The organism is Moritella sp. 36 (genome assembly GCF_018219415.1).
In the GTDB taxonomy this organism is placed as follows: domain Bacteria; phylum Pseudomonadota; class Gammaproteobacteria; order Enterobacterales; family Moritellaceae; genus Moritella.
Map to the genome: position 1 here is coordinate 2,568,637 of NZ_CP056120.1, position 26,204 is coordinate 2,594,840.

Annotated in this window: 17 protein-coding genes; 4 read left to right on the forward strand and 13 right to left on the reverse strand. The window is 38.2% G+C overall.

The features are described 5' to 3' along the window. Window positions 1-614: 614 nt before the first annotated feature. Window positions 615-1,034 (forward strand): hypothetical protein, encoded by a 420-nt coding sequence (locus HWV03_RS11530; RefSeq protein WP_211676041.1) that lies wholly within the window; start codon window positions 615-617, stop codon window positions 1,032-1,034. Window positions 1,035-1,248: 214 nt separating this feature from the next. Here HWV03_RS11530 and HWV03_RS11535 read toward each other — a convergent pair whose 3' ends face one another. The 13 genes from HWV03_RS11535 to HWV03_RS11595 all read right to left on the reverse strand — a co-directional run bounded on the left by HWV03_RS11535 (window position 1,249) and on the right by HWV03_RS11595 (window position 22,003). Further along, entirely contained in the window at window positions 1,249-2,103 is an 855-nt protein-coding gene (locus HWV03_RS11535; protein WP_211676042.1) for a hypothetical protein, read from the reverse strand. Window positions 2,104-2,473: 370 nt separating this feature from the next. Next, window positions 2,474-2,650: a ribosome modulation factor gene (gene rmf / locus HWV03_RS11540; RefSeq protein ID WP_067049208.1), complete on the reverse strand. Its 177-nt coding sequence runs from the start codon at window positions 2,648-2,650 to the stop codon at window positions 2,474-2,476. Window positions 2,651-2,799: 149 nt separating this feature from the next. Beyond that, window positions 2,800-4,548, reverse strand: a complete 1,749-nt coding sequence (locus tag HWV03_RS11545) for a DUF3466 family protein (RefSeq protein ID WP_211676043.1) — start codon at window positions 4,546-4,548, stop codon at window positions 2,800-2,802. A 15-nt stretch (window positions 4,549-4,563) separates the two neighbouring features. Continuing rightward, a complete protein-coding gene (gene uup / locus HWV03_RS11550; RefSeq protein WP_211676044.1) occupies window positions 4,564-6,474 on the reverse strand; it encodes an ATP-binding cassette ATPase Uup in 1,911 nt (636 codons plus the stop codon). Window positions 6,475-6,640: 166 nt separating this feature from the next. Continuing rightward, the gene (locus HWV03_RS11555) at window positions 6,641-6,877 is read right to left on the reverse strand and encodes a glutaredoxin family protein (RefSeq protein WP_211676045.1); all 237 of its coding nucleotides are present in this window, start codon (window positions 6,875-6,877) and stop codon (window positions 6,641-6,643) included. Next, window positions 6,877-9,009, reverse strand: a complete 2,133-nt coding sequence (gene rlmKL, locus HWV03_RS11560) for a bifunctional 23S rRNA (guanine(2069)-N(7))-methyltransferase RlmK/23S rRNA (guanine(2445)-N(2))-methyltransferase RlmL (RefSeq protein ID WP_370629405.1) — start codon at window positions 9,007-9,009, stop codon at window positions 6,877-6,879. The genes HWV03_RS11555 and rlmKL overlap by 1 nt, the downstream gene beginning before the upstream one ends. Window positions 9,010-9,162: 153 nt before the next feature. Beyond that, window positions 9,163-9,723 (reverse strand): cell division protein ZapC domain-containing protein, encoded by a 561-nt coding sequence (locus tag HWV03_RS11565; protein ID WP_211676046.1) that lies wholly within the window; start codon window positions 9,721-9,723, stop codon window positions 9,163-9,165. A gap of 101 nt (window positions 9,724-9,824) precedes the next feature. Further along, the gene (gene pyrD / locus HWV03_RS11570) at window positions 9,825-10,835 is read right to left on the reverse strand and encodes a quinone-dependent dihydroorotate dehydrogenase (protein WP_211676047.1); all 1,011 of its coding nucleotides are present in this window, start codon (window positions 10,833-10,835) and stop codon (window positions 9,825-9,827) included. 90 nt (window positions 10,836-10,925) lie between these two features. Beyond that, window positions 10,926-15,776 (reverse strand): NAD-glutamate dehydrogenase, encoded by a 4,851-nt coding sequence (locus HWV03_RS11575; RefSeq protein WP_211676048.1) that lies wholly within the window; start codon window positions 15,774-15,776, stop codon window positions 10,926-10,928. Window positions 15,777-16,035: 259 nt separating this feature from the next. Next, window positions 16,036-18,648 carry an aminopeptidase N gene (pepN, locus tag HWV03_RS11580; RefSeq protein WP_211676049.1) on the reverse strand — a complete coding sequence of 871 codons (2,613 nt, stop codon included), beginning with the start codon at window positions 18,646-18,648 and terminating at the stop codon, window positions 16,036-16,038. A 91-nt stretch (window positions 18,649-18,739) separates the two neighbouring features. Next, window positions 18,740-20,740, reverse strand: a complete 2,001-nt coding sequence (gene prc, locus HWV03_RS11585; protein ID WP_211676050.1) for a carboxy terminal-processing peptidase — start codon at window positions 20,738-20,740, stop codon at window positions 18,740-18,742. 113 nt (window positions 20,741-20,853) lie between these two features. Then, the gene (proQ, locus tag HWV03_RS11590) at window positions 20,854-21,486 is read right to left on the reverse strand and encodes an RNA chaperone ProQ (protein ID WP_211671634.1); all 633 of its coding nucleotides are present in this window, start codon (window positions 21,484-21,486) and stop codon (window positions 20,854-20,856) included. Between the two features lie 205 nt (window positions 21,487-21,691). Then, window positions 21,692-22,003 (reverse strand): YebG family protein, encoded by a 312-nt coding sequence (locus HWV03_RS11595; RefSeq protein WP_211676051.1) that lies wholly within the window; start codon window positions 22,001-22,003, stop codon window positions 21,692-21,694. A 247-nt stretch (window positions 22,004-22,250) separates the two neighbouring features. On the opposite strand from HWV03_RS11595, the gene HWV03_RS11600 reads away from it, so the two are divergent. From HWV03_RS11600 to HWV03_RS11610, 3 genes are read left to right on the forward strand one after another with little or no spacing between them, the layout of a single operon-like run. Beyond that, window positions 22,251-22,859, forward strand: coding sequence for a paraquat-inducible protein A (locus tag HWV03_RS11600; RefSeq protein ID WP_211676052.1), 609 nt, complete (start codon window positions 22,251-22,253; stop codon window positions 22,857-22,859). Further along, entirely contained in the window at window positions 22,846-23,469 is a 624-nt protein-coding gene (locus tag HWV03_RS11605) for a paraquat-inducible protein A (protein ID WP_211676053.1), read from the forward strand. The genes HWV03_RS11600 and HWV03_RS11605 overlap by 14 nt, the downstream gene beginning before the upstream one ends. Further along, window positions 23,456-26,170 (forward strand): PqiB family protein, encoded by a 2,715-nt coding sequence (locus HWV03_RS11610; protein ID WP_211676054.1) that lies wholly within the window; start codon window positions 23,456-23,458, stop codon window positions 26,168-26,170. Before HWV03_RS11605 ends, HWV03_RS11610 begins: the two co-directional genes overlap by 14 nt. The last annotated feature ends 34 nt before the right edge of the window (window positions 26,171-26,204 follow it).

Sequence of the window (26,204 nt, forward strand, 5' to 3'; positions counted from 1 at the left end):
TACACCTGCTTACATATGCTTACAGCTATATTCGATATGTAAAACTTGCTAGTATACAAAATGAAACTATCTAGAATGTTTACACTATTTTAAATTATCTTGATGCCGAATATCCTGAAAAGTCTCTGTCACCAAAAGACCCAGAGCTATTAGAAAAAGCACTAGAATAGGAAAAATACTGTGATGTAGAAATTGGAGTCCATATTCGTCGCTATTTTTATCATACCTTATTAGCAGAACCGAAAATCGTAATCCCCTTCTTCACTCAAGGCGGTCCATTTTGGGGTCCTTTAATCAGTCCCAAAGGTTATGGTCTAGATTGGCCCGACGCTATGCCTGCAAGATTAGAAGAGTTTATCGATAAAAATGAAGCGAAGTTAGATAAATTTCGTTGCTTATATCGCGATTTCCGATGAATTCTATTACTTATGACTTACAATTATACGCAGTACGGAATAGGAATAAACGTGCGTAGGATTAGCCTATTAATCTAGTTTATCACACCCTTTTCAACACAATACTTCATTAATTACATCAATTTAAGTAAAACATGGTTGAATCAAACTGCAATATATGTAACATGGTCATTTTGGCTTTAAAATGGAATTAACCATATGAAAGTAAATGTAATTTCGCTTAGTCTGCTTTGCTTATCAACATCAACAGCCTACGCTTCTGACATCGACTCATGTAAAGACATAAGTGGTATCTGGAAGTCTCAGGACAATTCCCATAGCTACACGATGAAAATTTCGCCATCTAGCGATTTATGTGGAGATAACTGCATATCCCTTGATGTGAGTTACACTCTAGATCAGGAGCATAAAAATAAACTAATCTGCTATGAAGGAAAAGCAGGTGTAAGTGGACAAGTACCTATGGTGTTAGCTTTTGAAGGGAAATATGGTGGACACTCTATTGGTTCATACAACCGAGAGTTAGAACTTATGTGGACTGGTGTAATCCCCAAAAGAAAGGATGGCACTTGGGTTACTAGCATGGATAGCTATTGGTTTAAGAAAATGACTAACTAAAAGTAGAATAAATATTTTAGTTATTTAACCATTGAATTTTAGAAGGTAGTAATGAGAGGCTAACCCTCCCATTACTTTATTTACCATAGCCTTAACTCTACACATAATCATATATTATTAATATTCCTTTGAAGTACTGTAGATATTAGAACGCTATGTTTTTCGTAAGATAAAATAACTTCCTCTTGATACAGGGGATTTTGAAAATATAACATTAAGCTATATTTCTTTTTCTTGATAGACCAAGACCGACTAAACCAAGACCCAATAATGTAACTGAAATGGGTGTAGGAACCGTTACTGGTGGACCTTGAAATTGGATAAATAAATCCCCATCAATAGCACTGAAAATAGGGTTATCTAAAGAAGAATTATTAGCTATCGTTGATGATTCAAATCGTAACGTAAAGCTGTCTGTATTAGCAAAATTTAATAACACAGCGCCTGTTGTATCAGTTTCACTAAAGTTAGTACCCGGACCTTCAAAGAGAATACTCGCCCCCATATCAGTAGCGACTAAACTTGCAGGGTTAGTACCCGTGATATAGGACATTAAGCCGTCACTTTTAAATACCCGTAAGTTTTCCGTTTGTTGTGGCTCGCCATCCACGTCATAAGCAATAATATTCAATTCATCGGCAGTTATTGGATTTGTAAAAGTATTAGTTAGGCCACCGGAACCATCAAATAATTCGAAAACAAATTCTAGTCCACCAGTTACTGCTTGACCTATCGGTATTGAAGAATCTCGACGATAAAGAAAGCCATGATCCCCATTTGGTTCGGAAACACTTGTACTCTCATAATTTGGGATCTGGTAATCAGGTACATAACCACCAAAGACGGTAGCTGTAACCTTAGCATCAATAGTGTTACCACCACTCATACCGACATTCGTATAGTGAACAACCCCATCTGTTGTTGCCGGATGAGAGGGGTCCCAATAAGGGTTCGTATCAAAGTTCACGTTATATGGGTTTGAAAAATCAAGGTCCACAGGCACTGCATAAGCAGATGTGGTTACGAGTATAGTACTCGCTAATAATGATTTACAGAGTATATGTTTCATTTCACGCTCCTAGGTAAATCCGCTTTTTATTGCCATTTCTCGTAAATATTGTGGCGATAATTGCGGTTGGCTACTACCTTACAGCAAGTAGTGTGCCCATTATTTTTTTGTTAAATGAAACAACACATTAGATTTATCTAATGTTTTTTCTTACCTAAATATTTATTAATTGTAAATCTTATCGACACTCAATTTGAATACTTAATTTGCTATTTTTAGGTTGAAACTCCCCCACCCAACACCATTGCTATCCTCGATGGTGCTGGATAGAAAATGTAATGAGTGATTTAAAGATATAACGGAGCTATTAAACAGAAAAACCCCGTTAGCAGCGGGCCAACGGGGTTTCTTTGTGTTTACTATGTGTTTATTATTTTATGAAGAGCCCTGTACTTCGGATCTCTTGTGCTTCACGCCAACCACCTAACCACTGACCTCGCGAATCTGCGCTTTGAAATGGACAAACTTCATTCGACCTACCTGCTGTTCCTGCTTGATAACCTTTCGAATATGCTCTTTCCAAACGATCTCGTTTCTGTCTCTTCATTCTAGATTCCTCAAAAAATGTTTAACTTAAACTTGAGACTTTCCAAGTCTCTATTAAGTAATAGGTTAAGATATTCGACAAATCAAATAAAAAAAGCCGCAGTAAAGAAATTACTGCGGCTTTATGAAACAAAGCGTAATATTTAGCGTTTAACGTTTAAAACGACGGAATAAAAGCAACATAGTAGGTAACAATATGAACCAATTCATACTACCGCCACTACGTGAATAGTTTTCTTCAGTGTTGATAGGACACTGTGATGTCGTGGACAAATTAGCCAATTCATCCGCACTGATTGTCATCGTTAATACGACAGGAGTAGACCCGAGCCTATTCTTATAGTTATCAATGTTCTTATAATCGAAAGCATTAGACACGACAACTACATTGCCATTGGCGTCAGGATCACTAATACTGATCGCGTTAGAAAATCTGTATTTAACATCACTGTCATCCATACCTTTACAATACAAATCATCTAAATATGCTGATTTTTTAGTTTTGTAGTCATAGATAAATGCACTTTGAAAACGTGGAGAACCTTGTGCTGTTGGTGATGTTTCCCCTCGATCATCACGCCAACCAACAACGATACCGTCATTATTGATTTTACTCACCTGTGAACTCGCACCTTTAATAGGGTTGGTCTTGAATGGGTAACGTGTTTCTTGTGTTTTTACATCATAAGTAAAAAACTCAGTTGCATAACTTCTGTTTTGAAGCTGGTTATAGGTACGATTGCCAACAACAATGAATGCTTGAGAGTCACTATCTGTACCATCTGCAGTAGCAAATGATGAACTAGCTGAAACATAAACTTTATCTGTAATATCAATCGCAACGGTATCACGAATAATCTCATTATAATCACCACCCGCATCCGTTTTAGGTTTTGTGATTTCAGTCATCATATAAGAAAGCACATCTGCTGATTCAACAGTTGGCTTGAATATGGTTGCACGAGCACGACCACCACTTGTCGATTGGTAAATCTGTTGCGTAGAAAAACCAACGGCAAAGCCGGATGTGTTAATCGCATAAGCATTAGCAATAAACGTTGCGTAGCTACCCGTACTTAACCAATTCGTTTTACCAGTAAGGTATGAAGCTGTAATGCCTGTTTCATCCCAAAAGCTTGCTTGTAGATCAAAACCAGGACAATTATATAGTTGATCATAATCCGTGCGGCTATCATTAGCAGCTGAATTAAAACAGCGATTAAAACGACCAGTATCATCAGCGTTTGACCACTGCACACTTGCTTGACCAACAATTAGTTTGTTATTGAAAGTAGTCGAAGTACCGCTTTTAGTAACATTGATATCTGCGGCATCATACGCAGAACTAAAACCGCCATTTTCAGTAAACTCTGGTAAAAGCGATGTTGTACCATAATAACCACGTCGAACAATCTTGCCTGCTGAAGTCCCATAACCAACTTCCACTGCGCCATCTAACGCAGTGATTTTACGTGATAGGGGTAAACTGGCAGGAGACACTTCAATTGTGTTTACTGAGCTCGTCGTTTCTGATTCATAAGAACCATTGTAATCGCCATAGGTATTTAAGATATTACGACGCCAAACGAATAGGCCATCACTATTATCTGTCTTTGACCCATTCCAGAACATCTTACACACATCAGAATCAGAAACGCAATATTCGTTATATGTCCAAGGCGCACCAATATCGTATGAAAATTGTTGTGCATATTTCTGAGTGTACGTCGCGCTGGTCATCGTACCAGTAGCAGCACTTGACGTGTCCATTGCTGACACATATGGACCAAAGTCGTGAGCACCACTGCTGTCTACAACAATAGCGGTAGTTGAAGCCACCGCAGTTGTACACAATACGAGACTAATAATCCCTGCTAGCTTAGTCTTTTTTAAAAGCATTATGTTTAGATTTCCTTAGCCTTTCATTTCTTCAAGCTCTTCCCAACGCGAAAATGCAGTCTCTAGTTCTTGCTCTTTACTCGCAAGATTTTCAAGCATTGCTTTTGTTTCGTCAGCAGGCTTATTAAAGAAATCAGGTTGATTAATTTCAGCTTGCAAAGTTTCAACTAGTGCTTCAAGTTGTTCCATTTTTGCAGGCAGTTTATCAAGTTCAACTTGAATGTTATAAGGCAGTTTCTTTGTTTTAACAGCCTTAACTGGTTTTTCTTGTTTTACTGGCTTTTCAACTACCTCAGCTTTTGCCTTTGGCTTTGCTGATATAGATTGCGTATTTGCTTGTTGATTCTTAGCATCATGGTAACCACCAACAAAGTTAGTGATGTTACCTTCACCATCAAACATCCAGCAACTTTCTACTGTGTTATCAATAAAGTTACGGTCATGGCTTACTAATAATAACGTACCCTGATAATTGGCAAGTAATTCTTCTAAAAGTTCCAATGTTTCGATATCTAAATCATTGGTTGGTTCATCCATAATCAAAAGATTAGATGGTTTTAGAAATAATTTTGCTAACAACAGACGGTTACGCTCGCCACCAGACAATACTTTAACTGGTGTACGCGCACGTTGTGGGTGGAATAAGAAGTCTTGTAAATAACCGAGTGCATGACGCGGTTTGCCATTAACCACGACTTCTTGTTTGCCGTCAGCTAAATTGTCTATTACTGTTTTTTCAAGATCGAGTTCTGTACGATGTTGATCGAAGTAAGACACTTCTAACTTAGTACCACATTTGATGATACCAGCTTGTGGTTGTAATTCTTCAAGCAATAACTTGATTAATGTACTCTTACCACAACCGTTTGGACCAACGAATGCAATTTTATCGCCACGCATAATGTTAAAGGTAAAGTCGTTAACGATTTTCTTGTTTTCGTAAGCGTAGAATACGTCCTCGCCTTCAAAGATACGTTTACCTGAGCGTGATGTTTCATCAACGGTAATTTTCGCTTTACCTTGTACGTTCAAGCGTTCGCTACGTTCGTTACGCATTTCTTTAAGTGCTTTAACACGACCTTCATTACGTGTACGACGTGCTTTAACACCTTGACGGATCCATACTTCTTCTTGCGCTAGGCGCTTGTCGAATAATGCATTTTGTTCATCTTCTACACGTAATGCTTCTTCTTTACCTACTAGATATTCATCATAGTTACCAGGGAAAGACATTAAGTTACCACGGTCAATATCAATAATACGTGTTGCCATAGAACGAATGAAACTTCTATCATGACTTACGAAAATGATTGTACCGGCGAAATCTTTTAAGAACTCTTCTAACCAAAGAATAGATTCAATATCCAAGTGGTTCGTTGGTTCATCAAGTAATAGGATATCTGGTTTGCTTGCTAGTGCGCGCGCTAATGCTGCGCGACGTAACCAACCACCTGATAAATCATCAAGTAACATGTCAGCTTCTAAATCTAAACGCGTAAGTACTTGTTCAATGTTTTGTTCAAACTCCCAACCATTACGGTTATCAAGTTCTTCTTGTAGACGCATCAATTTGTTTAATGCTTTTTCACTGTAATCTTCACCAACAAGGATCGCTTGGTGATGGTAATCTTTTAGTACTTGACCGATGTCCGCTAGACCACCCGCAACAAAATCAAAGATTGTCACGCCGCTTACTTTTGGTGGATCTTGCTCTAAACGAGAAACAACTGCATCTTGTTCAATTCTAAGGACACCATCGTCAAGTTGAATTTCGCCGCCAATAACTTTCATCATTGTCGATTTACCTGCACCATTACGGCCTACAAGACAAACACGTTCTTTTCGTTCAAATACAGCATCGGCATGGTTTAATAATGGTAAGTCGCCAAAGGCTAAACATGCATTTTGTAACGTGATAACAGCCACGATAATTCCTCAATATAAAATTCAATTGTTTCAAAAATAAAACCATTATAGGTAATGTTGAAACAAGCAGTTAGATAGATTCTAACATAAAGTTGTAAAATAGAAAAAATCCGAGCGTTAACAATTAACCTGTAATTGAGAATCCACTCGGATAAAGTCACGTAAATTAGTCTTGTGCGATAAAGTCAGCCAATTCTTCAGAATCAAATGGCCAACCAATTTCTTTATCAGTCACCTTGTTCTTAATAACAGGAATACGAATACCATAACGGGCGATGTCATCTTCATCATGGATGATCTCTACTTGTGTGATTTCACTGACCAAGTGTTGAGCTGTCACCAGTTCCCAAGCTTGTTCACATAAGTGACAACCTTCTGTGGTATAGAACGCGTATTTAGTCATTATGCTACTCGTTCAACAAGCCAACAGTTACTGATGTTTTTGTTACGCGCGAAATCTTTAGAACGATTTTTTTCAGTAATATTGGTTGCTTTAAGGCCCAGTTTTTCGAGTCCTTCAAAATCTAGCTTAAAGTTACGTTTATTGTTAGAGAAAACAATTTCACCACGTGCAGATAGAATATTCTCTAACCAAGTAAACAGTTGTATGTGATCACGTTCTACATCGAAGCTGTCTTCCATACGCTTTGAGTTTGAGAATGTTGGAGGATCAATAAAAATAAGGTCAAATTTATCTTCACAACGTGCTAACCAAGCGAGACAGTCTGCTTGTACAACTTCGTGCTTACGCATGCTGATGTTGTTTAACGCAAAGTTACGTTTTGCCCAATCAAGGTAAGTATTCGACATATCAACAGTCACTGATGATTCAGCCCCACCTAAAATAGCGTGAACACTTGCACTGCCTGTATATGAGAATAAGTTTAAGAAACGTTTACCCGCACTCATTTGACCAACCATGCGACGTGTTAAACGGTGATCTATAAACAGACCCGTATCTAAATAGTCTTTCATGTTCACTTCAAATTGAGCACCATATTCACTTACCGTAAACACTGACTTAACTTGTTGTATTTTTTCGTATTGGTTACTGCCTTTTTGTTTTTGGCGAACTTTCAATACAAGCTTGTTCGGATCAATTTGAGTCACATCAAGCGTAACAGCAACAATATCCATGATACGTTGTTTGGCTTTTTGCTCTGGTACGTCTTTCGGTGCTTTATATTCTTGTACAACTATCCAATCACCGTATAAATCGATAGCAGCATTATATTCAGGTAAATCCGCATCATAGAGACGGTAGCAGTTAACTTGCTCTTTTTTCGCCCACTTCGTTAACTGTTTTATATTTTTCTTTAAACGGTTACGGAAGTCTTCGGCAAAACCAGGGGTCATTTGTGTTTCAACGTGTGCCTTGGCTTGACGCGCAATCGATGAAATTTGGTAAAGCTTAAGGAAACATTCTAATGAACCATTAAACAATTTGTATTGCTTGTTTGCACGCATGCCTAAACGTGAGAGTAAATCTGGGTTTGATGAGAAGAATGCAACATTCCAGCCCGAGAATTCACTTTTCAGACGTTCACCTAATACTTGGTGTAACACGATAAGTTCAGGTTGCTCACCCATACGCTCACCATATGGAGGGTTACAAATTAATGTACCTTCGCTGGTGAAATCGTTAACAAGGTTTTTAGCGTCACCAGTTTCTAATTCAATAATGTGTTCTAGGCCTGCTGCACGTACGTTGGCTCTTGCTTGATCAAGTACACGCCAGCTCTTATCAAAACCGTATACTTTAAGATCGCTGTTCGCAATATTTTTACGTGCTTGGTATTTAGCTTGTGCAACCAGTTCTTCCCAACCTGATTGATCGAAATCATTCAGCTGTTGGAAACAATAACGTGAACGTAAAATACCAGCCGGTACTTTTAATGCCATTAATGCAGCTTCAATAAGTAATGTTGCAGAACCACACATAGGATCTACAAGTAGACCATCCGTGTAACCACTACGTTTGATAATTGCAGCCGCTAGATTTTCTTTTAACGGTGCCGCACCAGTACCTTGACGGTAACCACGTTGATGTAAACCATTACCACATAGATCAAGAGAAAGCGTCGCTTCTTCACGACGAATGTGTAGGTGAATACGTACATCAGGATCATTTTTAGCGACATTTGGACGGTCGCTCATACTTTTAGTGAAGCGGTCAACAATACCATCTTTAACTTTCAACGCACCAAACTGTGTATCGCGAATACTGTCATTGGTACCAGAACAAGAGACGGCAAAAGTTTTATCAAGATCGAATATTTTTTCCCAATGCATGCCTGATACCGCAAGGTATAGATCTAATACATCGAAGATTTTGAATGTTTTTAATTGCAAGGTCACTCGAGATGCTAAGCGGCTCCACAAACAAATTTTATACGCTGTTAATTGAGTCGATTTAAATGAAACACCAGCCATGGTTTCACGGCAATCCTGTGCGCCAAGTTCAATTAGCTCTTCTTTAAGTAGAAGTTCCAATCCCTTCGGAGAAGAAGCAAAATAAGTGTTGATTGTAGTCAATTTGAAAGCCTATATTATTTCGAGATACTTTCTAGTAGAAAGAAAGTAAGGAATGTGATTATTAATGGGGGCGAATTGTACCACGCGGCATTATAGTCGCATAGTAATGTTGAGGAAATTATTAGATAAACGGGGGATTATTGATAGATTATGCTATGCCATGATCTGAACGTAGGAAAAAGAATCATCTGTTAGCGCTTTTTCTACTGTATTCTGTAGTTTAACACGATCATTCATTACTCGGATAACATCAAACTGATTTAACGTTTTAGAGTCAGAAAGTTGCACACTACTTTCTAATAACATACACGTTGAAACACGATCATCAGCTTCTAAAATAACAAACTGAACATTATCACCCCTTAACGATAAAGTAATAACGTCGCCCGTACTAAACTTGTCATCAGAATAATTATATTCAAAGAACCAGCTTTGCGGCATTTTTACTTTATGAAACCGTAAATTAGTCACCCCGTTCAATGCAATTTGTACTTTTGCAGGCACACTTAATGCTAAATCTTTGAGGGATTCTAAGAAATAGTAATAATAGCTTGAATCCTCGGCGCAAAAATTGATTCGGCCTTTACACAAGCTATTCATGTTTCGTTTATCTAAATGGCAAGACATCGCAAGCCCATCGGATAATTGAATGACGATGAATTGACTTGCGCAGTCGTATTGCCAATACCACTTGTTGCTTGGTTCTAGTAACATCCTGATACCAGTAATGTAATTAACTCTTCAGGTAGTTTAACTACACCCTATCCATAAGTAAATACCCATATCAGAAATATAGACGAAAACCAAGCTAAAAGTTACAAACTTTTTACAATGTTTTTAACTAATTTAGGGCCTTTATAGATAAATCCACTATATACCTGAACTAATTCTGCCCCGGCAATGAACTTTTCTTTTGCTGCGACAACAGAATCAATACCACCTACACCTATGATAGGTAGTTGACCATCAAGCAACACTGCTAATTTACGTACGATTTCAGTACTCGCGTGCTGAACAGGACGACCACTTAACCCCCCCGCTTCACAAGCATGTGGCATATCATGCACTAATGTTCTGTCTAACGTTGTATTCGTCGCAATTACACCATCCATTTTATATTTTACTAATGACTCAGCAACTTGCGCTAGCTCTTCATCGGTTAAATCTGGTGCAATTTTAACCGCTAACGGTACGTATTTCTCGTGTATTTTAGTTAATTCAGCCTGACGTTCTTTAAGACAACTTAATAAACTATCAAGTGCTTCACCATACTGAAGTGTACGTAATCCAGGCGTATTTGGTGATGAGATATTAATGGTGATATAAGACGCATATTGGTAAACCTTATCCATACAAATCAGGTAATCTTCATCCCCCTTTTCGATTGGCGTATCTTTGTTTTTACCAATGTTAATACCCAAAATACCTTTATAGTTGGCTTTTTTTACATTTTCAACAAGTGCGTCAACACCTGCATTGTTAAAACCCATTCGGTTAATGATCGCTTCCGATTCTACAATTCGAAATATACGCGGTTTATCATTACCAGCTTGTGGACGCGGAGTCACTGTGCCAACTTCGATAAAACCAAAACCCATTGCGGCAAAAGCATCGATACTCTCGCCATTTTTATCTAGGCCAGCCGCTAAACCAACAGGGTTATCAAACTTCAGCCCCATTACAGTGACTGGTTTGCTCGGTAATTTCTGCGAATATAAGCAACTTAAAGGAGTAGAGCCAGTTAATTTTAACCCTTTAATTGTCATTTCATGCACTACTTCTGGGTCTTGCATAAACAAAAATTCACGTGCAATACGATATAACATTTTCTATTCCTCATAAAAAAGCACTGTATCAACAGTGCTTCATAATTAAATCATTTTAATTGAGTGTATACGTAAACACTAATTTATCCATTAACTCGCATTACGGCAGCTTAAGTGAAGTAAATTCAATTCACGTAACGCAACGGAGAATTTAGCAAATTCATGCGAAGAACTCATATTAAAATCAGCCAACATTTGCAGCCAACGAACAACAAGCACATCATGTTCAGATAACCATTCGTCTATGATTATATCGCATTTACCTGTTGATGAACAAGTAGATAACACCACAGATGTTAAGCTACGTTGTTGTAGCGCAAGCTCTTCGCGAAATGCAGCTCTTGCAAGCGCCTGCCAATGGTTAGCAACGGGTTGCAAGTTAATTTGATGCATAAAGTCATGTAACTGCAACTTATTACCTAACGCAAAGAAAATATGCTGCACTAATGACATCGGTACTTGGTGTTGTTTACAAACATCAGCAATATCAAACGCCGAGAATAACGTGTTCTGATGTACAATTTCGTTTGCAATTGCACTCGGCACAGATTTTTCAACCAAGCCTTGGATACGTATATTTTGTTTTTCTTTGTCTGCATCAACAAGGACTTCTTCTGTATTTTCTTTCATACCATCATAGATAGGTTTGTAGAAATTAATCGTCTCTGCAATGCTCATGTTACGGTCACGGTAACGAACTAACCAACAAACGGCACGACGGATATAACGACGGCTTTCAAATAACATATCTAGTTGTGTTTCAGAATCAAGCTGATTATCGAGCCCAGTCACAACATCCCACATGTTTTCCATACCGATAACATGTTTGCTGATAACAAAACATTTTGCAATTTCAACTATACTAGAGCCAGTTTCATCTTGCATACGACCAACAAAGTTCATCCCCATGTCATTAATAATATCATTGGCAAGTTGCGTCGCAATGATTTCATTTTTCAACGGATGAAGTTGCATCTGATCTTTGTACTTGTCTTGTAGTAGCTGTGGAAATGCCATAATAAGTAGTTCAGATAAAAATTCGTCTTCGAATACTTCTGGGCAATTAAGCTGTTCTTTCAATTGCATTTTAGCGTAAGCAAGTAACACTGAAAGTTCTGGACGCGTTAGGCCTTCGTTCTTAGCTAAACGTTCTGCCAACTCTTCTTCACTTGGTAAAAATTCAAGTTGACGGTTTAACTTACCTGAGCGCTCAAGCATTTGCATAAAGCGAATTTGTTCTTTTAACTGTTCTGCTGCACGTGTTTGAGTAACCGATACAGATAGGGTTTGCTTGTATGCGTTGTTCAATACAATTTCAGATACTTCATCTGTCATCGAATACAATAACTCATTACGCTGCTTACGAGTTAAATCACCATTACTTACAATGCTGTTAAGCAAGATTTTAATGTTAACTTCATTATCTGAGCAATCTACACCACCCACATTGTCAATGAAGTCACTATTAATACGACCGCCATTTTTAGCATATTCGATACGACCAAGTTGAGTACAACCTAAATTACCACCCTCGCCAACAATCTTAACGTTCAGTTCATTACCGTTAATACGCACGTGGTCATTAGCTCGGTCACCTACATCGTTATTTGTTTCTGATGTTGCTTTAACGTAAGTACCGATACCACCATTCCACAACAAATCAGCTTGTGATGTTAGGATAGCTTTAATCAAATCAGTTGGTGTCATAAGTGACACCTTTGTACCAAGCATCTTTTTAATTTCTGGTGTTAGCGTGATAGCTTTTGCTGAACGTAAGAAGATACCACTGCCTTTAGACATGATCGAACGATCATAATCAGTCCAGCTAGAACGAGGCAGATTGAATAAACGATCACGTTCTGCATAACTTGTTGCGCAATCTGGATTTGGATCAATAAAGATATGCATGTGGTTAAATGCAGCGATTAACTTGGTGCTTTTAGATAACAGCATACCATTACCAAATACATCACCAGCCATGTCGCCGACGGCAATACAAGTGAACTCTTCTTCCTGGCAGTTAATACCCATTTCACGGAAGTGACGCTTAACAGATTCCCAAGCACCTTTCGCTGTAATACCCATTTTCTTATGGTCATAGCCTACTGAACCGCCCGATGCAAACGCATCACCAAGCCAGAAGTTATATTCATCGCTGATTTCATTCGCGATATCAGAGAAAGTAGCAGTACCTTTATCTGCAGCAACAACTAAGTATGAATCATCTTCATCATAGAAGCGTACGTTTTGTGGATGAACCAGTTCGCCTTCTACAATGTTGTCTGTGATATCAAGTAAACCACGGATAAATGTACGGTAACATTGCTTACCAATACTAAATACTTCATCGCGGCTGTGGCTTGGCTGGATTTCTTTACAAACAAAACCACCTTTTGCACCCACAGGTACAATTACCGTATTTTTAACTTGCTGTGCTTTTACAAGACCAAGTACTTCAGTTCTGAAATCTTCACGTCGATCAGACCAACGGAGACCACCACGGGCCACTTTACCACCACGTAAATGGACACCTTCAACTTGTGGAGAATAAACAAACACCTCAAATTTAGGTAATGGTAACGGCATATCCGGAATTAATGACGATTCAAATTTGAACGAAATATAGGCTTTACTTTGATCAGTCGCGGTTGATTTTGGATCTATTTGATAGAAGTTCGTACGCGATGTTGCTGTGATTAAATCGATAAAGCGACGAATAATACGGTCATCATCCAAATTATTTACTTTTTCAAGCTTACTTTCAAAGTTTGCAATAATATCGAGGCTGTCAATCGGCCCTTGGTCCATTGCAAATTTTTGATGGAAATAACAATACAAACTATTCGCTAGTTCAGGTAGTGAGGCTAACGTATTCTCGATGTATGCCTGGCTAAAGTTATTGCCAATTTGACGCATGTATTTTGCGTATGATCTAAGCACCGAAATTTGACGACCAGACAACTTAGTCTTAAGAACCAACTTGTTAAAGCCATCATTTTCTAAACGACGCTCCCAAACCTGATGGAAAGTAGACATAAAGTCTGCACTGCGCTCTGTTGTATCAAGCACATTATCACCCGTGTAAAGCATGGTGAAATCTAGCACCCAGTACACATCACCGTCAGCAGTCTTTACTTTAAATGGTGTTTCACCAAGTACTTTCAAGCCCATATTTTCTAACATAGGCAAAACATCAGATAAATGAATTGGGTGATCTTTATGGAATAGTTTTAAACGTACGTGATTAGAGTCATGCTGCTCTTCTTGCGCACGATAGAAAATCATTTCAAGCTTGTGCTCAGCCGACAGCACTTCTAACTTAATAATGTCTGCGACTGCAGAGCTTGGTAACACATATTCTTTGTATGACTGTGGGAAAGCGTGAATATACTTTTCAGATAAATAACGACCTTTTTCTTCACCATAGTGACTTACAATCGCAGTTTTAAGCTTATCATTCCATGATTTAGCAGCTTCAGATAAGTTTTGCTCAATTTCAGCTAAGTTAACTTTCAATTCTTTATCATTTGGATCAACGTGTACAATATATTGCGTTCTAGCCATGTTACCTTCAGAGAAATAAGTATTGAATTCAACTTCTTTATCACTACCTAAGTAGTCAGCTAACACTTGCTGTGTTTTTTCACGTAATAACGTGTTGTAGCGTTCTTTTGTGACATACACCATGCAAGAATAATAACGGCCGAATAAGTCTTTACGCACAAACAGCTTAACTTGATCGCGATCTTGCATGTGTAAAACACCGAGCGCACAATGTAAGATATCTGCTTCACTTGATTGAATAAGTTCATCTCGTGGATACGTTTCTAAAATGTTTAATAGTGCTTTATAAGAGTGGTTTACCGGGTTATAACCAGATGCAACAAGTACACGTTTAATTTTATCGCTGATAAGCGGAATATCAATTGCGCTGCTATTATAAATTGATGACGCATACAAACCAATAAAGCGTTCTTCACCAATAACGTTATTATTTTCATCAAACAATTTAATGCCAATATAATCGATATTAGCAGGTCTATGAACTCGAGATTTCGCATCACTCTTCGTTAAGATAAGCGTGTTCTGTGATAATACTTCGCGTCGTGCGTCAGTTGAAAGATTTGCTAAGGCATAGCCTTTGTTATTAACCGAATTTTTCATGATGCCTAGGCTTGAATCACAGTCAGGTGTAATAACGTAATCACCTTTTATTGCTTCAATATCGTAGCGGCGATAGCCAAGTAAAGTGAAGTTATGATCACACAACCACTTTAGGAATTTAAGCGTATCAGAATAGTCGATACCTTTTTGTTTAGGTTTCGAAGATAACCTTGTGATTACAGATGTTAGTTTCTCTTGCATTGGAGACCAGTCACCAACAGCTAAAGCAACTTCATTTAATACAGAGTTTAATTCTGCACTAATCGCATCTAATTTTTTGCTTTCTGTTTGACGATCAATTTCAATTAAAAATACTGTTTCTGAGGTGAAATTTTTCGCATTTTTAGGATTTGTTAAAATTTTATTTACACGGCCGTTCTCATCTCGTTTCAAAGCAATTGGCTGATGTAACATCAAATGTGAAATTACGCCAAGTCGAGATAACGCCATCATTACAGATTCGGTCAGGAAAGATGAATCAGGGACAATGATTTCAACAATCGTGTGTGTTGATTGCCAACCATTGAGGCTGATCTCTGGATTGTAAACACAAATATCGGGGCCACTATTGTTACTGCTATTCAATCTGTTCCACAAACTAATTGCAGCACAATACAGATCACTATCACTACGCGAAGAGAGATCTTCTTGCCTCATCCCAGCATATAATGCAGTGACAAACTGCTCGACTAATGTATTGTTTTTTGCATCTACTTTAGTCTTTACAAGGCTGATTACGTTTTCCAGTAACACGGGAATAGGCGTTTTATTCAACATACTAGCAATCCTTCAAATCTTGGTTTATTAAGTCTAGCTAAAAAAGTAACTTATGAGGTTATTCAAGCGGGCATTCTAACATTAATATTTGTAATAAAAATGCTACAGAGGCAACAAGATAGAAAGATAAATGAAGGTTTTTAAGAATAAAACCTTGAATAATTACTCAAGGTGGGTATATGACGCCAAAATTAATCAAAATACCCACTTTTCATAAACAAACGTTTAACTTAATGTTAAATATTTCTGCGGTGTAGAGTTAAGCTAAAGCACGGTCTATCTTTTCAAATAGGTCAGTGGCTAAACCACCAAGCTTACTTAAACGGATCAGTTGCGCTTTCATTAAAGCTTGGCGCGTTTGATCAAATTTCTTAAATTCAATAAGCGGCGTAATTAATCGAGATGCAATTTGCGGGTTACTGCTATTCAACTGACATAAAATATCCGTTAAGAAAACATAACCACTACCATCAATCGCATGAAAAGCGCTGGTGTTATGTGCAGAAAAACTACCCACTAATGAACGCGTTCGATTTGGATTAGCTAAAGAGAAGCTAACATGGTTCAGTGTATTTTTAACGACAGAGAGGCAGTTTTCACTTGGGCTAGCCCCGATTTGCGAAAACCACTTATCCATCACTAACCCATCATGAGACCAGGTGGTTTCAAATGCAGCCATCATGGTTTTAAAGCAAGGTAATTGTGCTTTATTTGCAGCACTTATCGCCCCCATGGTATCGGTCATATTATCTGACTGTTTAAATTGAGCTAATACCAATTCATTAACATGAGTAACGCCCGCTAATGAGATATATTCAAGGCACACATTTTTTAATGAGCGTAAAGCAATATGTGCATGCTCTACTTCGTAAGCACGTTTAGGCATGTCAGCATAAATAGAGGCGCAGGTTGTTGCAACATTAACAGCGATTTCAGCTTTAATAAAAGCAGTCACTGTCAGTAAGGCGTCGACATCGACTTCGTCAAACAAGCCCATTAAACTGTTCGTCGATGGGAACTGCAACATCTCAGCTTTTAAGGCTGGGTCGAGCTCTTCATTGCTCACTAAATCACGGAACGCTTGCCCAAACACTGCGGGTAAAACAAGATTCTGTTTATCACGAATACGAGTTACATTTTCAATCACATGCTTATTAATCAATAGCTGTGATGCATCCCAACGTGCAAAATCATTACTCGCATGAACCATTAGCATTGTAAGCTGCTCATTGGTATAAGCATAGTTAAGCTTAACTGGCGCTGAAAACTCTCTAAATAAGCTTGGTACTGGTGCAGACATTACATTTTCAAACACAAAATCTTGCTGCTTTTCAGTAAGATTTAGAATATTGTGAACGCCCTCACCCTCAAATATTAATTCAATCTTGCCGCCCTGCGCGTCAAGTAATTCAATATCAACAGGAATATGAAGTACTTGTTTTACTTTTTGATCAGCAGTACTTGGCGTATGTTGTTGCATTGATAACGTATAAATATTGCTTTCAGCATCGTAATGATCTGTCACCGTTACTTGCGGGGTACCTGATTGTGAATACCAGTTTTTAAATAAGGTGAGATCTACGCTAGATGCATCTTGCATGGACGCAACAAAGTCATCGCACGTCACGGCTTGACCGTCATGACGTTTAAAGTAAAGATCCATACCTGCACGGAAATTTTGTTCACCAAGAAGCGTGTGGATCATGCGGATAACTTCTGCGCCCTTATTATAGACTGTTGCAGTGTAGAAATTATTCATTTCAATCACAGACGCTGGACGAATTGGATGTGCCATTGGCCCTGCATCTTCAGGGAATTGTGCAGAACGTAAAATTTTAACGTTTTGAATGCGGTTAACTGCACGCGAACCCAAATCAGAGCTAAATTCTTGGTCACGGAATACCGTGAGGCCTTCTTTCAAACTTAACTGGAACCAATCTCGACAAGTAATGCGATTGCCCGTCCAGTTGTGAAAATACTCATGACCAATAACAGCTTCGATACCCAGATAATCAACGTCCGTCGCACTCGCCGCATCTGCTAATACATATTTAGAGTTGAATACGTTAAGCCCTTTATTTTCCATTGCCCCCATGTTGAAGAAATCAACGGCAACAATCATATAAATATCGAGGTCGTATTCTAAGCCAAAGCGGTCTTCATCCCATTTCATTGAACTTTTCAAAGATTCAATCGCATGATGACCTCGCGATAAGTTACCCTTATCTACAAACAACTCTAATTTCACATCACGACCAGATGTCGTGATGTAGTTATCACGTAATACATCAAAATCACCCGCAACCAGCGCAAATAAATACGCCGGTTTCGGGTAAGGGTCACGCCATTGAACCCAATGACGACCATTATCTAATTCACCACGATCAACACAGTTACCATTAGATAATAAATAGGGGAAAGCCGCTTTGTCAGCCGTGATCTTAGTACTAAACACAGCCAGTACATCAGGACGATCAAGATAATAAGTGATTTTTCGGAAGCCTTCAGATTCACATTGCGTGCAGAATGCGTCGACGGATTTATACAAGCCTTCTAAACTGGTGTTTTCCTGTGGATTGACTTCCGTCTCAATGATTAATACACATTCAGAGGGTAAATCAGAGATGATCAGCTGATTATCTTTAACTAAGTAGTTATCAATACGATGACCATCGATAGACACTGATAATAATGTAAGGTCAACACCGTCTAGTATAAGCGGGTCATTATGACTACCACTACGACGAACCTTACTGATCGCAACAATTTTAGTGTTGCTATCATCAAGATTAAAATCAAGATCGATATTGTCTATGAAATAATTGGGAGCTGTATAGTCTTTTAAATGCTTAGCACTAGGCATAACTGTCATTTATAGTCCTAATCTATCGACGGATAGAGACGTAAAAATAAAGGAAAAAAGTGCAGCATCCCGCTGCACTTGAAGTAAAAATAGAGGTGGTTTAGCTAGATTTGCTTAAATCAATCGCTATGTTGGCTGCTTCTAATAAGAATGTATCGTCAAACTCAAAGTCCTCTGGTTTATCATCATATGATTTAACCGCAGGTAATTCCTTTCGTGCTAAGCGTTCATTCAAACGAGTTAAACGAATCGCTTCACTCTCTTCTCGTTCTTTAATACGTACAGACTCTTTTAAAGAAATTGTTTTACTATCAAGTTCCTGTTTATATTTAAGAATATCTTCTTGGATATAACTAAACTCAGGATTCACAGCAACACGCTTGTTGTGACTTTCAGTTAACTTATTCACTTTTGACTGCAATGCTAACGATTGTTGATAGCTTGCTTTACGGATATGGTCCCAAGCCAGCGCATTATCTTCAATTGACTCACCAGTGTCTTCGGGTTTCACTGCCGATGGAAAGGTAATGTCAGGCAGCACACCACGTAATTGAGTGCTACCACCGTTAATACGGTAGAATTTCGATATAGTATATTGCACACTACCGATTGGTTTGTCATATAGATCGTACAAACGTGCTAAGGTTCTGTGCTGTTGTACAGTGCCCTTACCAAATGTTTGCTCACCAACAATGAGTGCACGGCCATAATCTTGTAATGCTGCAGCAAAGATCTCAGACGCTGATGCACTATAACGGTTAACTAATACAACAAGCGGACCATCATAGTACGTTTTTCCATCACGATCTTCGAGCACATTTACCTTATCTCTCGCATCACGAACCTGTACTGTCGGGCCTGAATCGAAGAATAAACCTGAAAGTAAGTTTGCTTCTTTTAATGCACCGCCACCATTATCGCGTAAGTCGACAATAATAGAGCTCACATTATCTTTTTTAAGCTTTGTTAATTCAGTCAGTACATTTTCAGTTAAACCGTCATAGAAACTTGGTATTTCAATAACACCAACCTTCTCGCCTTCAACATCGATAACGTTCGATTTTGCAGCACGGTCTTCTAAACGTACTTTATCGCGAATTATTTCCACGATTTTATGCTTGGCACTCGCACCTTCGCCACGTATGATTTCGAGACGGACTTTTGTGCCTTTAGGGCCTTTGATCTTGTCGACGACATCATCAAGACGCCAGCCAACAATATCAACAATCGTCTTATCATCTTGCGCAACACCAACAATTTTATCTTCTGCTTTGAGTTGCTTAGTTGCAGCAGCAGGGCCACCAGAAACCAAAGAACGAATAACGGTGTAGTCATCAACGGTTTGTAATACTGCCCCGATCCCTTCTAAAGAAAGGTTCATTTCAGTTTTGAAACGATCCGCATTACGTGGGGATAAATAAGACGTGTGCGGTTCGATACTCCGTGCGTATGAGTTCATTAATGTTTGGAACACATCTTCACTTTGTGTCTGTTTTAAACGCTTAATGGCAGTATCGTAACGTTTGCGCAGTAATTTTTGAATCTCAGGCCAGTCTTTACCGGTTAATTTTAAATTAAGTGCTTCATATTTAACTTTCTGGCGCCATAACTCATTTAATTCATCAGTCGACTTTGCCCAGTCTAATTTAGATGTGTCAAAATAATACGCATCATCACTATCAAACTTGATTTCAGTATCAAGTAACGTTAATGCGTATGCAAAACGTTCATAACGACGTTGAAGACCTACAGTATAAATATCATATGCAGGTGCAAGTCGACCTTGACGAAAATCTTTTTTAAACGACAGAGCGTATTTATTAAAACTATCGATATCACTTTGCAAGAAAATGGTGCGATAGGCATCAAGTTGCTTTAAATAACGATCAAAAACTTCGACAGCAAAACCGCTATCAAAATCAACCGATTTATAATGCGAACGAGTAAAGAGATTAACAAGACGTTTACTTGCTTCAGAATGCTGAGCTTCTTGCTTTAATGTAGGGAGTTCTTGAATAGAAATGGCAGGGTCAAATGCAAAAGCATGCGTGGCCAATAGTACCGAAGCACTGATAAAAGTTCTTTGTAAAACTTTTTTCATTAAAAATCCTTTTGAGAATAAGTAACGCTAAACTCATAATAGTCAAGTATTAGCGAAATTTCATATATTTAGCTAACACTCGACCATTAAAAATTCAGAACACTCTTATTGCTTTATACAAAAAGGTGCTCTTTTTTTACTTTTAGAGAAAGTCCAGATAGCAGTTCAACTTGAACACCATCTTTAGATACTTCAACGATAGTTGCTTGTACCGGTGCTTTACCAATTACAACTTTGACAGATTGACCTGATTTAAGTTCAGCCTCATTTACAGGGCGTTCAACTTTAACTGTAGGCTTTTGATCTACTTTAGGTGCAGATTTTTTAGCTACTTTTTTAGGTGCTCTTTTAACAGCAGGTTTTTGCTTTTCAGCTTTTGCCTTTTGTTCTGCATTTTTCTTATTACGTTCAGCGAAAAATTTAGTTTTGCTTTCTTCAAGTGTTTTTTGTGCATGCTCAATGTGCTCTGCATCTAAAACACCTGCGTCGTTGCCATCTAAGTCAACTCGTACAGCATCTTTTTTAGCGCCGTGAAGGTAACGCCAGCTTGCAGTATACTGACGAAGTGCCGTACGTAATAATGTTTTACTAACTTTATCATCTTCTTTTAGACGCTCAGCTAGATCTTGAAAAATGCCAATTTTTAGCGGTTTAGCTTCGCCCTTTGCAGTGAAACATTTTGGGAATATTTCTACCAAATAAGCGATAACTTCTTTGCTATTTTTTAGCTTTTCAATGTTTTCCATGAATTACCTTAAATTACTTCTAATTGTTCTGATATAACAAAATTGTAATCTTGCTATATCGCATGTATAAAATTTATCGCTATTATAAAGCGATTGCAATTAAATGCTATCTTTAATCCGCCAACTTAGCCCAAAAAGGTGTTAAAAAATAACTCTTCCGGTGATTTTTTATGCTTTGACAAACAATAATTAAGCGTATGAAAGATTAATCAGCTTCTTTTCCTTCCGTAACTTTTGGCGATTTTTTAGCTTTTGGTGCCTTTTCTTTATTCTCTTCAGTCGCGTTCAATTTACCACCTTTCAAGATTACCTGTAGCGAAGCACTATTTTGTGCCAAGTATAATGCTAACTCTTCTGTAAGACGGTCATCAATTTCAAGTGATGACGTACCGATAAAGTCTGTAAGACCATCCGCCACATCTAACATCTTGTCATATGCATCCGCTTCTTTTTTACTTGTAGATACCATTTTTTCCACACCATTTCGCTCAACTACATACTTTACTATTACGGCCATAAACTAATTCCCTAAATACACTGTATATTATGACAGTGTATTTAGTATTCCCTGTTAATTCAAGTCACTGATCATAAAATATGCCCGATTCAAGTTAAGGCAGACTAATTAAGTCAAATAATAATCAGAATCATGAAGGATAAACTTGTGATACTGTTGATATTTGCAATAAAATAATGCTATTAATGAACGGAATATGATTGTGCTAACTTTAAAAGCATAGTGAATTAACTATTGGCGGGTGTAAATGTCGAATATTAATGTCTGTAATAAATGTGATCTTATTGTTGATCATATACCTATTGCAAAAAATAGGCATGCACTGTGCCCCCGCTGTAATTCGTTATTATATACAAATAATGCTTTTTCCATTAGCGCCATATTAGCTCTTTCACTAACCGGGCTTATACTTGTTGTTATTGCAAATGTGTTTCCAATGTTCACGATCACCATGCTCGGGGCCGAAGAATCAGCGACACTCATTCAAGGCGCTTGGGCCTTATTACAAAAAAAGTCTTACTTCGTCGGTTTACTCGTTATTTTTTGTAGTTTTATTGCGCCCTTTCTATTTTTATCTTGTCTCGTACAAGCTTGTTTATTACTACTAACTAAACGTAATACACCACAGCTCATATTATTACTCAAACTCGTTAAGTTTTTTACCGAATGGAGTATGTTAGAAGTTTATCTTGTTAGTTTTTTGATCGCTATATTTAAACTTTCTGACATTGCTGATATCCAATTTCAGTTAGGTTTACTTAGCTTTGTTTCACTTATGTTTATTTCTAGCCTTATTATGTATGGACTCAACCTAGAAATCTTCTGGCAGAAAATGGAGAAAAATGCAAAACGCTAAAGATAATAAAATTGCCCAATGTCATGAATGTAACTTATTAATCGATGTGAAGCAGGATGTTAAACGACAACGTTGTCCGCGTTGTTTCACGCGTGTTCATTTTCGTATACCACGTAGTATCCAAAAAACATGGGCACTCTTGATTACGGCGGCAGTGATGATGATTCCGGCCAATTTTTTACCGATAAGTACGCTAACAAGTGCTGGTCAGTCTACGCCAGACACCATTATGTCTGGTACCATCGCACTCGCAAAAAGTGATGATTTAGGTATTGCGATCATTATATTTATCGCCTCTATTTTAGTTCCCCTATTTAAAATAATAGGTTTAATGCTGATTTTATTATCGATTCAAAATAAAATATTTATTACACAAAAACGAAAATTATTGCTATTTAATGCAATTCATTGGATCGGTAAATGGTCCATCATGGATTTGTTTGTTATATCGATTATGGTCGCGGTGCTCAACCGAGGAAATTTACTCTCAGTTGATCCCGGATATGGAGCAACTTGCTTTGGGTTGGTTGTTATATTAACAATCCTCGCCGCAGAAAGTTTTGATACACGTTTAATTTGGGATTTAAACCATACAAATGAAAGAAAATAACGAACCACAAATGCCGGATAACTGTAATGCACCTAAACCTGTATTACATAAGCCGAATGTGATGTCGCCAATATGGTTGTTACCCATTGTAGCAGTCATACTAGGACTCTACCTTATGTACCAAAGCATTACCCAAGCCGGTATCGAGATCCGTGTACACTTCTCGAATGCGAATGGCATTGTCGCTGGTAAAACACTGGTTAAATATCAAGGCTTAATAATAGGTAAGGTAAAAAACATCGCGCTAGATGACAACCTTAAAGGCGTTTACGTCACTGCTGAAATTGATAATAAAGCAGAACAAGTACTGCGCCGTAACACACAATTTTGGCTCGTTGCGCCAAAAGCCTCTATTGCAGGAATTTCAGGTTTAGACGCCCTAGTAACAGGAAACTATATTGACCTTTTACCGGGTGATGGTGAATACAGTATCAAATTTACAGCGATACAGAATGCGCCGAACAATCCGCCAGATGATGAGGGGTTGATTGTGCATTTAACAGCTGACAAGCTTTCATCTGTGCGCCCTGGTTCAGAGATTTTCTATAAGAAGATCCCTGTCGGTCAAGTACATAGTTTTACGCTGGATAAAAAAACCGATGAGATCCTAGTCGAAGCCGTAATAAATAAACAATATAGCTATCTTGTTAAAGACACATCTCGATTTTGGAATGCAAGTGGTATTAACGCTGAGTTTGGGGTTGATGGCGTAAAAGTAGAAACAGAAAGTTTAACAGCCATAATCAGTGGTGCACTTGCATTTGATTCACCGCCCATTGGTAAACCAGCAAGTGATAATCAAATATACCCTCTATATAACAGCATTAGTGATGCACAGCGTGCTGTTCAAATTGAATTCAAATTAAGTAACAGTAATGATATTAAAATAGGTAATAATATTTACTTCAACGGCTTGAAAGTCGGTGAAATAACACAAGTAATGACACAACCATTAATCCCGACGACACAAGGCTCGCCATCTGTCGCCACCGCAATTGCCGATGTTGATCCTGACGTTGTAGACCTGTTTCGTGACAGCACACAATTTTGGGTTGAAAAAGCAAACCTGTCCCTTTCTGAAAGTAAAAACATTGTGAATTTAGTCACTGGTAATTACATTCTCTTTACGCCAGGCCAAGGTGAATTACGGACTACGTTTGATTTAGTGTCAAACGTAGATGATCTTATTCCACATAAACAAATATCGATTACCGCTAACGATGCTAACGGCTTAGCCGTAGGTAACAAGGTTTATTATAAGAATTACCCTATTGGCCATATTAGTCATGTGAGCTTTAATACTAAAACTAACCTAATTGATTTAAACGTTAATCTTTACCAAGACTATGCGCATTTACTTACCCCATCATCACGTTTTATCAATGTTAGTGGTGTATCGGTGAATGCGAGTATATCTGGCATAAACGTTAAATCCTCCCCCATCGCAGCCTTAGTCAGTGGCGGTATTGAACTGGTTAACAACCCTGCGTTTAAAGCCAAAAGAAAAGAACAGGGATACCGCCTCTACCCTAATTTAGCACTTGCTAAATTAGGTAACAACGCCTTCAAAGCAAATAAGACGGTTACCTTAGTCAGTAAACCAGACCATGTTATCTCTAACGGCGCACCTGTATATTACCGTAAATTAGTTGTTGGTACCGTTGCAGATTTTCATTTAGCACCCGACAACGAACACGTCATTATCACGCTTGATATTCTTAGCCAATATGCACACCTTATCAACAAAAACAGTGTGTTCTGGGATGTATCAGGTATTGAAATATCTGGTAGTTTAAGTAACTTACAAGTTCAAACAGAGTCATTATTAACCATTGCCGCAGGTGGTATTAACTTCGATAACATCAAACCTGTCAATAACAATAAAATGAGTCTTGCCAAGTCAAGATTGAGCCATTATAAACTTTTCAAAAGCTTTGCTGCGGCAACTGATAACCGCCCAACAGTCACGCTAACGTTTAATTCTGGTTCAGACATTAACATTGGCACCGAAATAAAACATAAAGGTATAAAGGTTGGTGAAATCAGCAGTATTAAACTTAAAGTTGACCAAGGCTTTGTTGAAGCAACGGCTAAATTAGAAACTGATTACGCTAACTATTTTGCACGTCAAGGCAGCCTATACTGGTTAGAAAATATAGAAGTAGGCCTAGATGGTATTAAGAATGCGAATACTTTAATTTCAGGCGCATTCATCAACGTAACAAAAGGCACAGGTAATGAAGCTCACCGGTTTAACGTACTCAACGCTGCGCCGGATATCGCAGCTGAAGATGCAGGCTTATCGGTGACACTAGTAAGTAAACGATTAATGTCATTAACAGCTGGAACCCCCGTTTATTACCGTCAGGTAGAAGTTGGCTCAGTTACGCACTCTGAATTGTCGGCGCTTAGTGATAAGATATTAATTACGCTTAATATTCTGCCAGAGTATCAACACCTTGTTCGTAACGATAGCCAATTTTGGGCGGTATCAGGGTTTAATGTTGATATTGGTTTAACTGGTGCAACCCTAAAAGCTGAATCATTAAAAACGATTCTGGCTGGCGGTATTGCGTTTGCGACACCAAATCCAGATAAAAATAGCAAATTAGCTGCGCCTTTCACACAATTCAATTTGGCACAAGAAGTTAATCCCGACTGGTTGATGTGGGACACCAAAATCCAAAAGCCCGCTAAATAAGAAATAATACCCCGCTACGACGAGTTTCATAAAC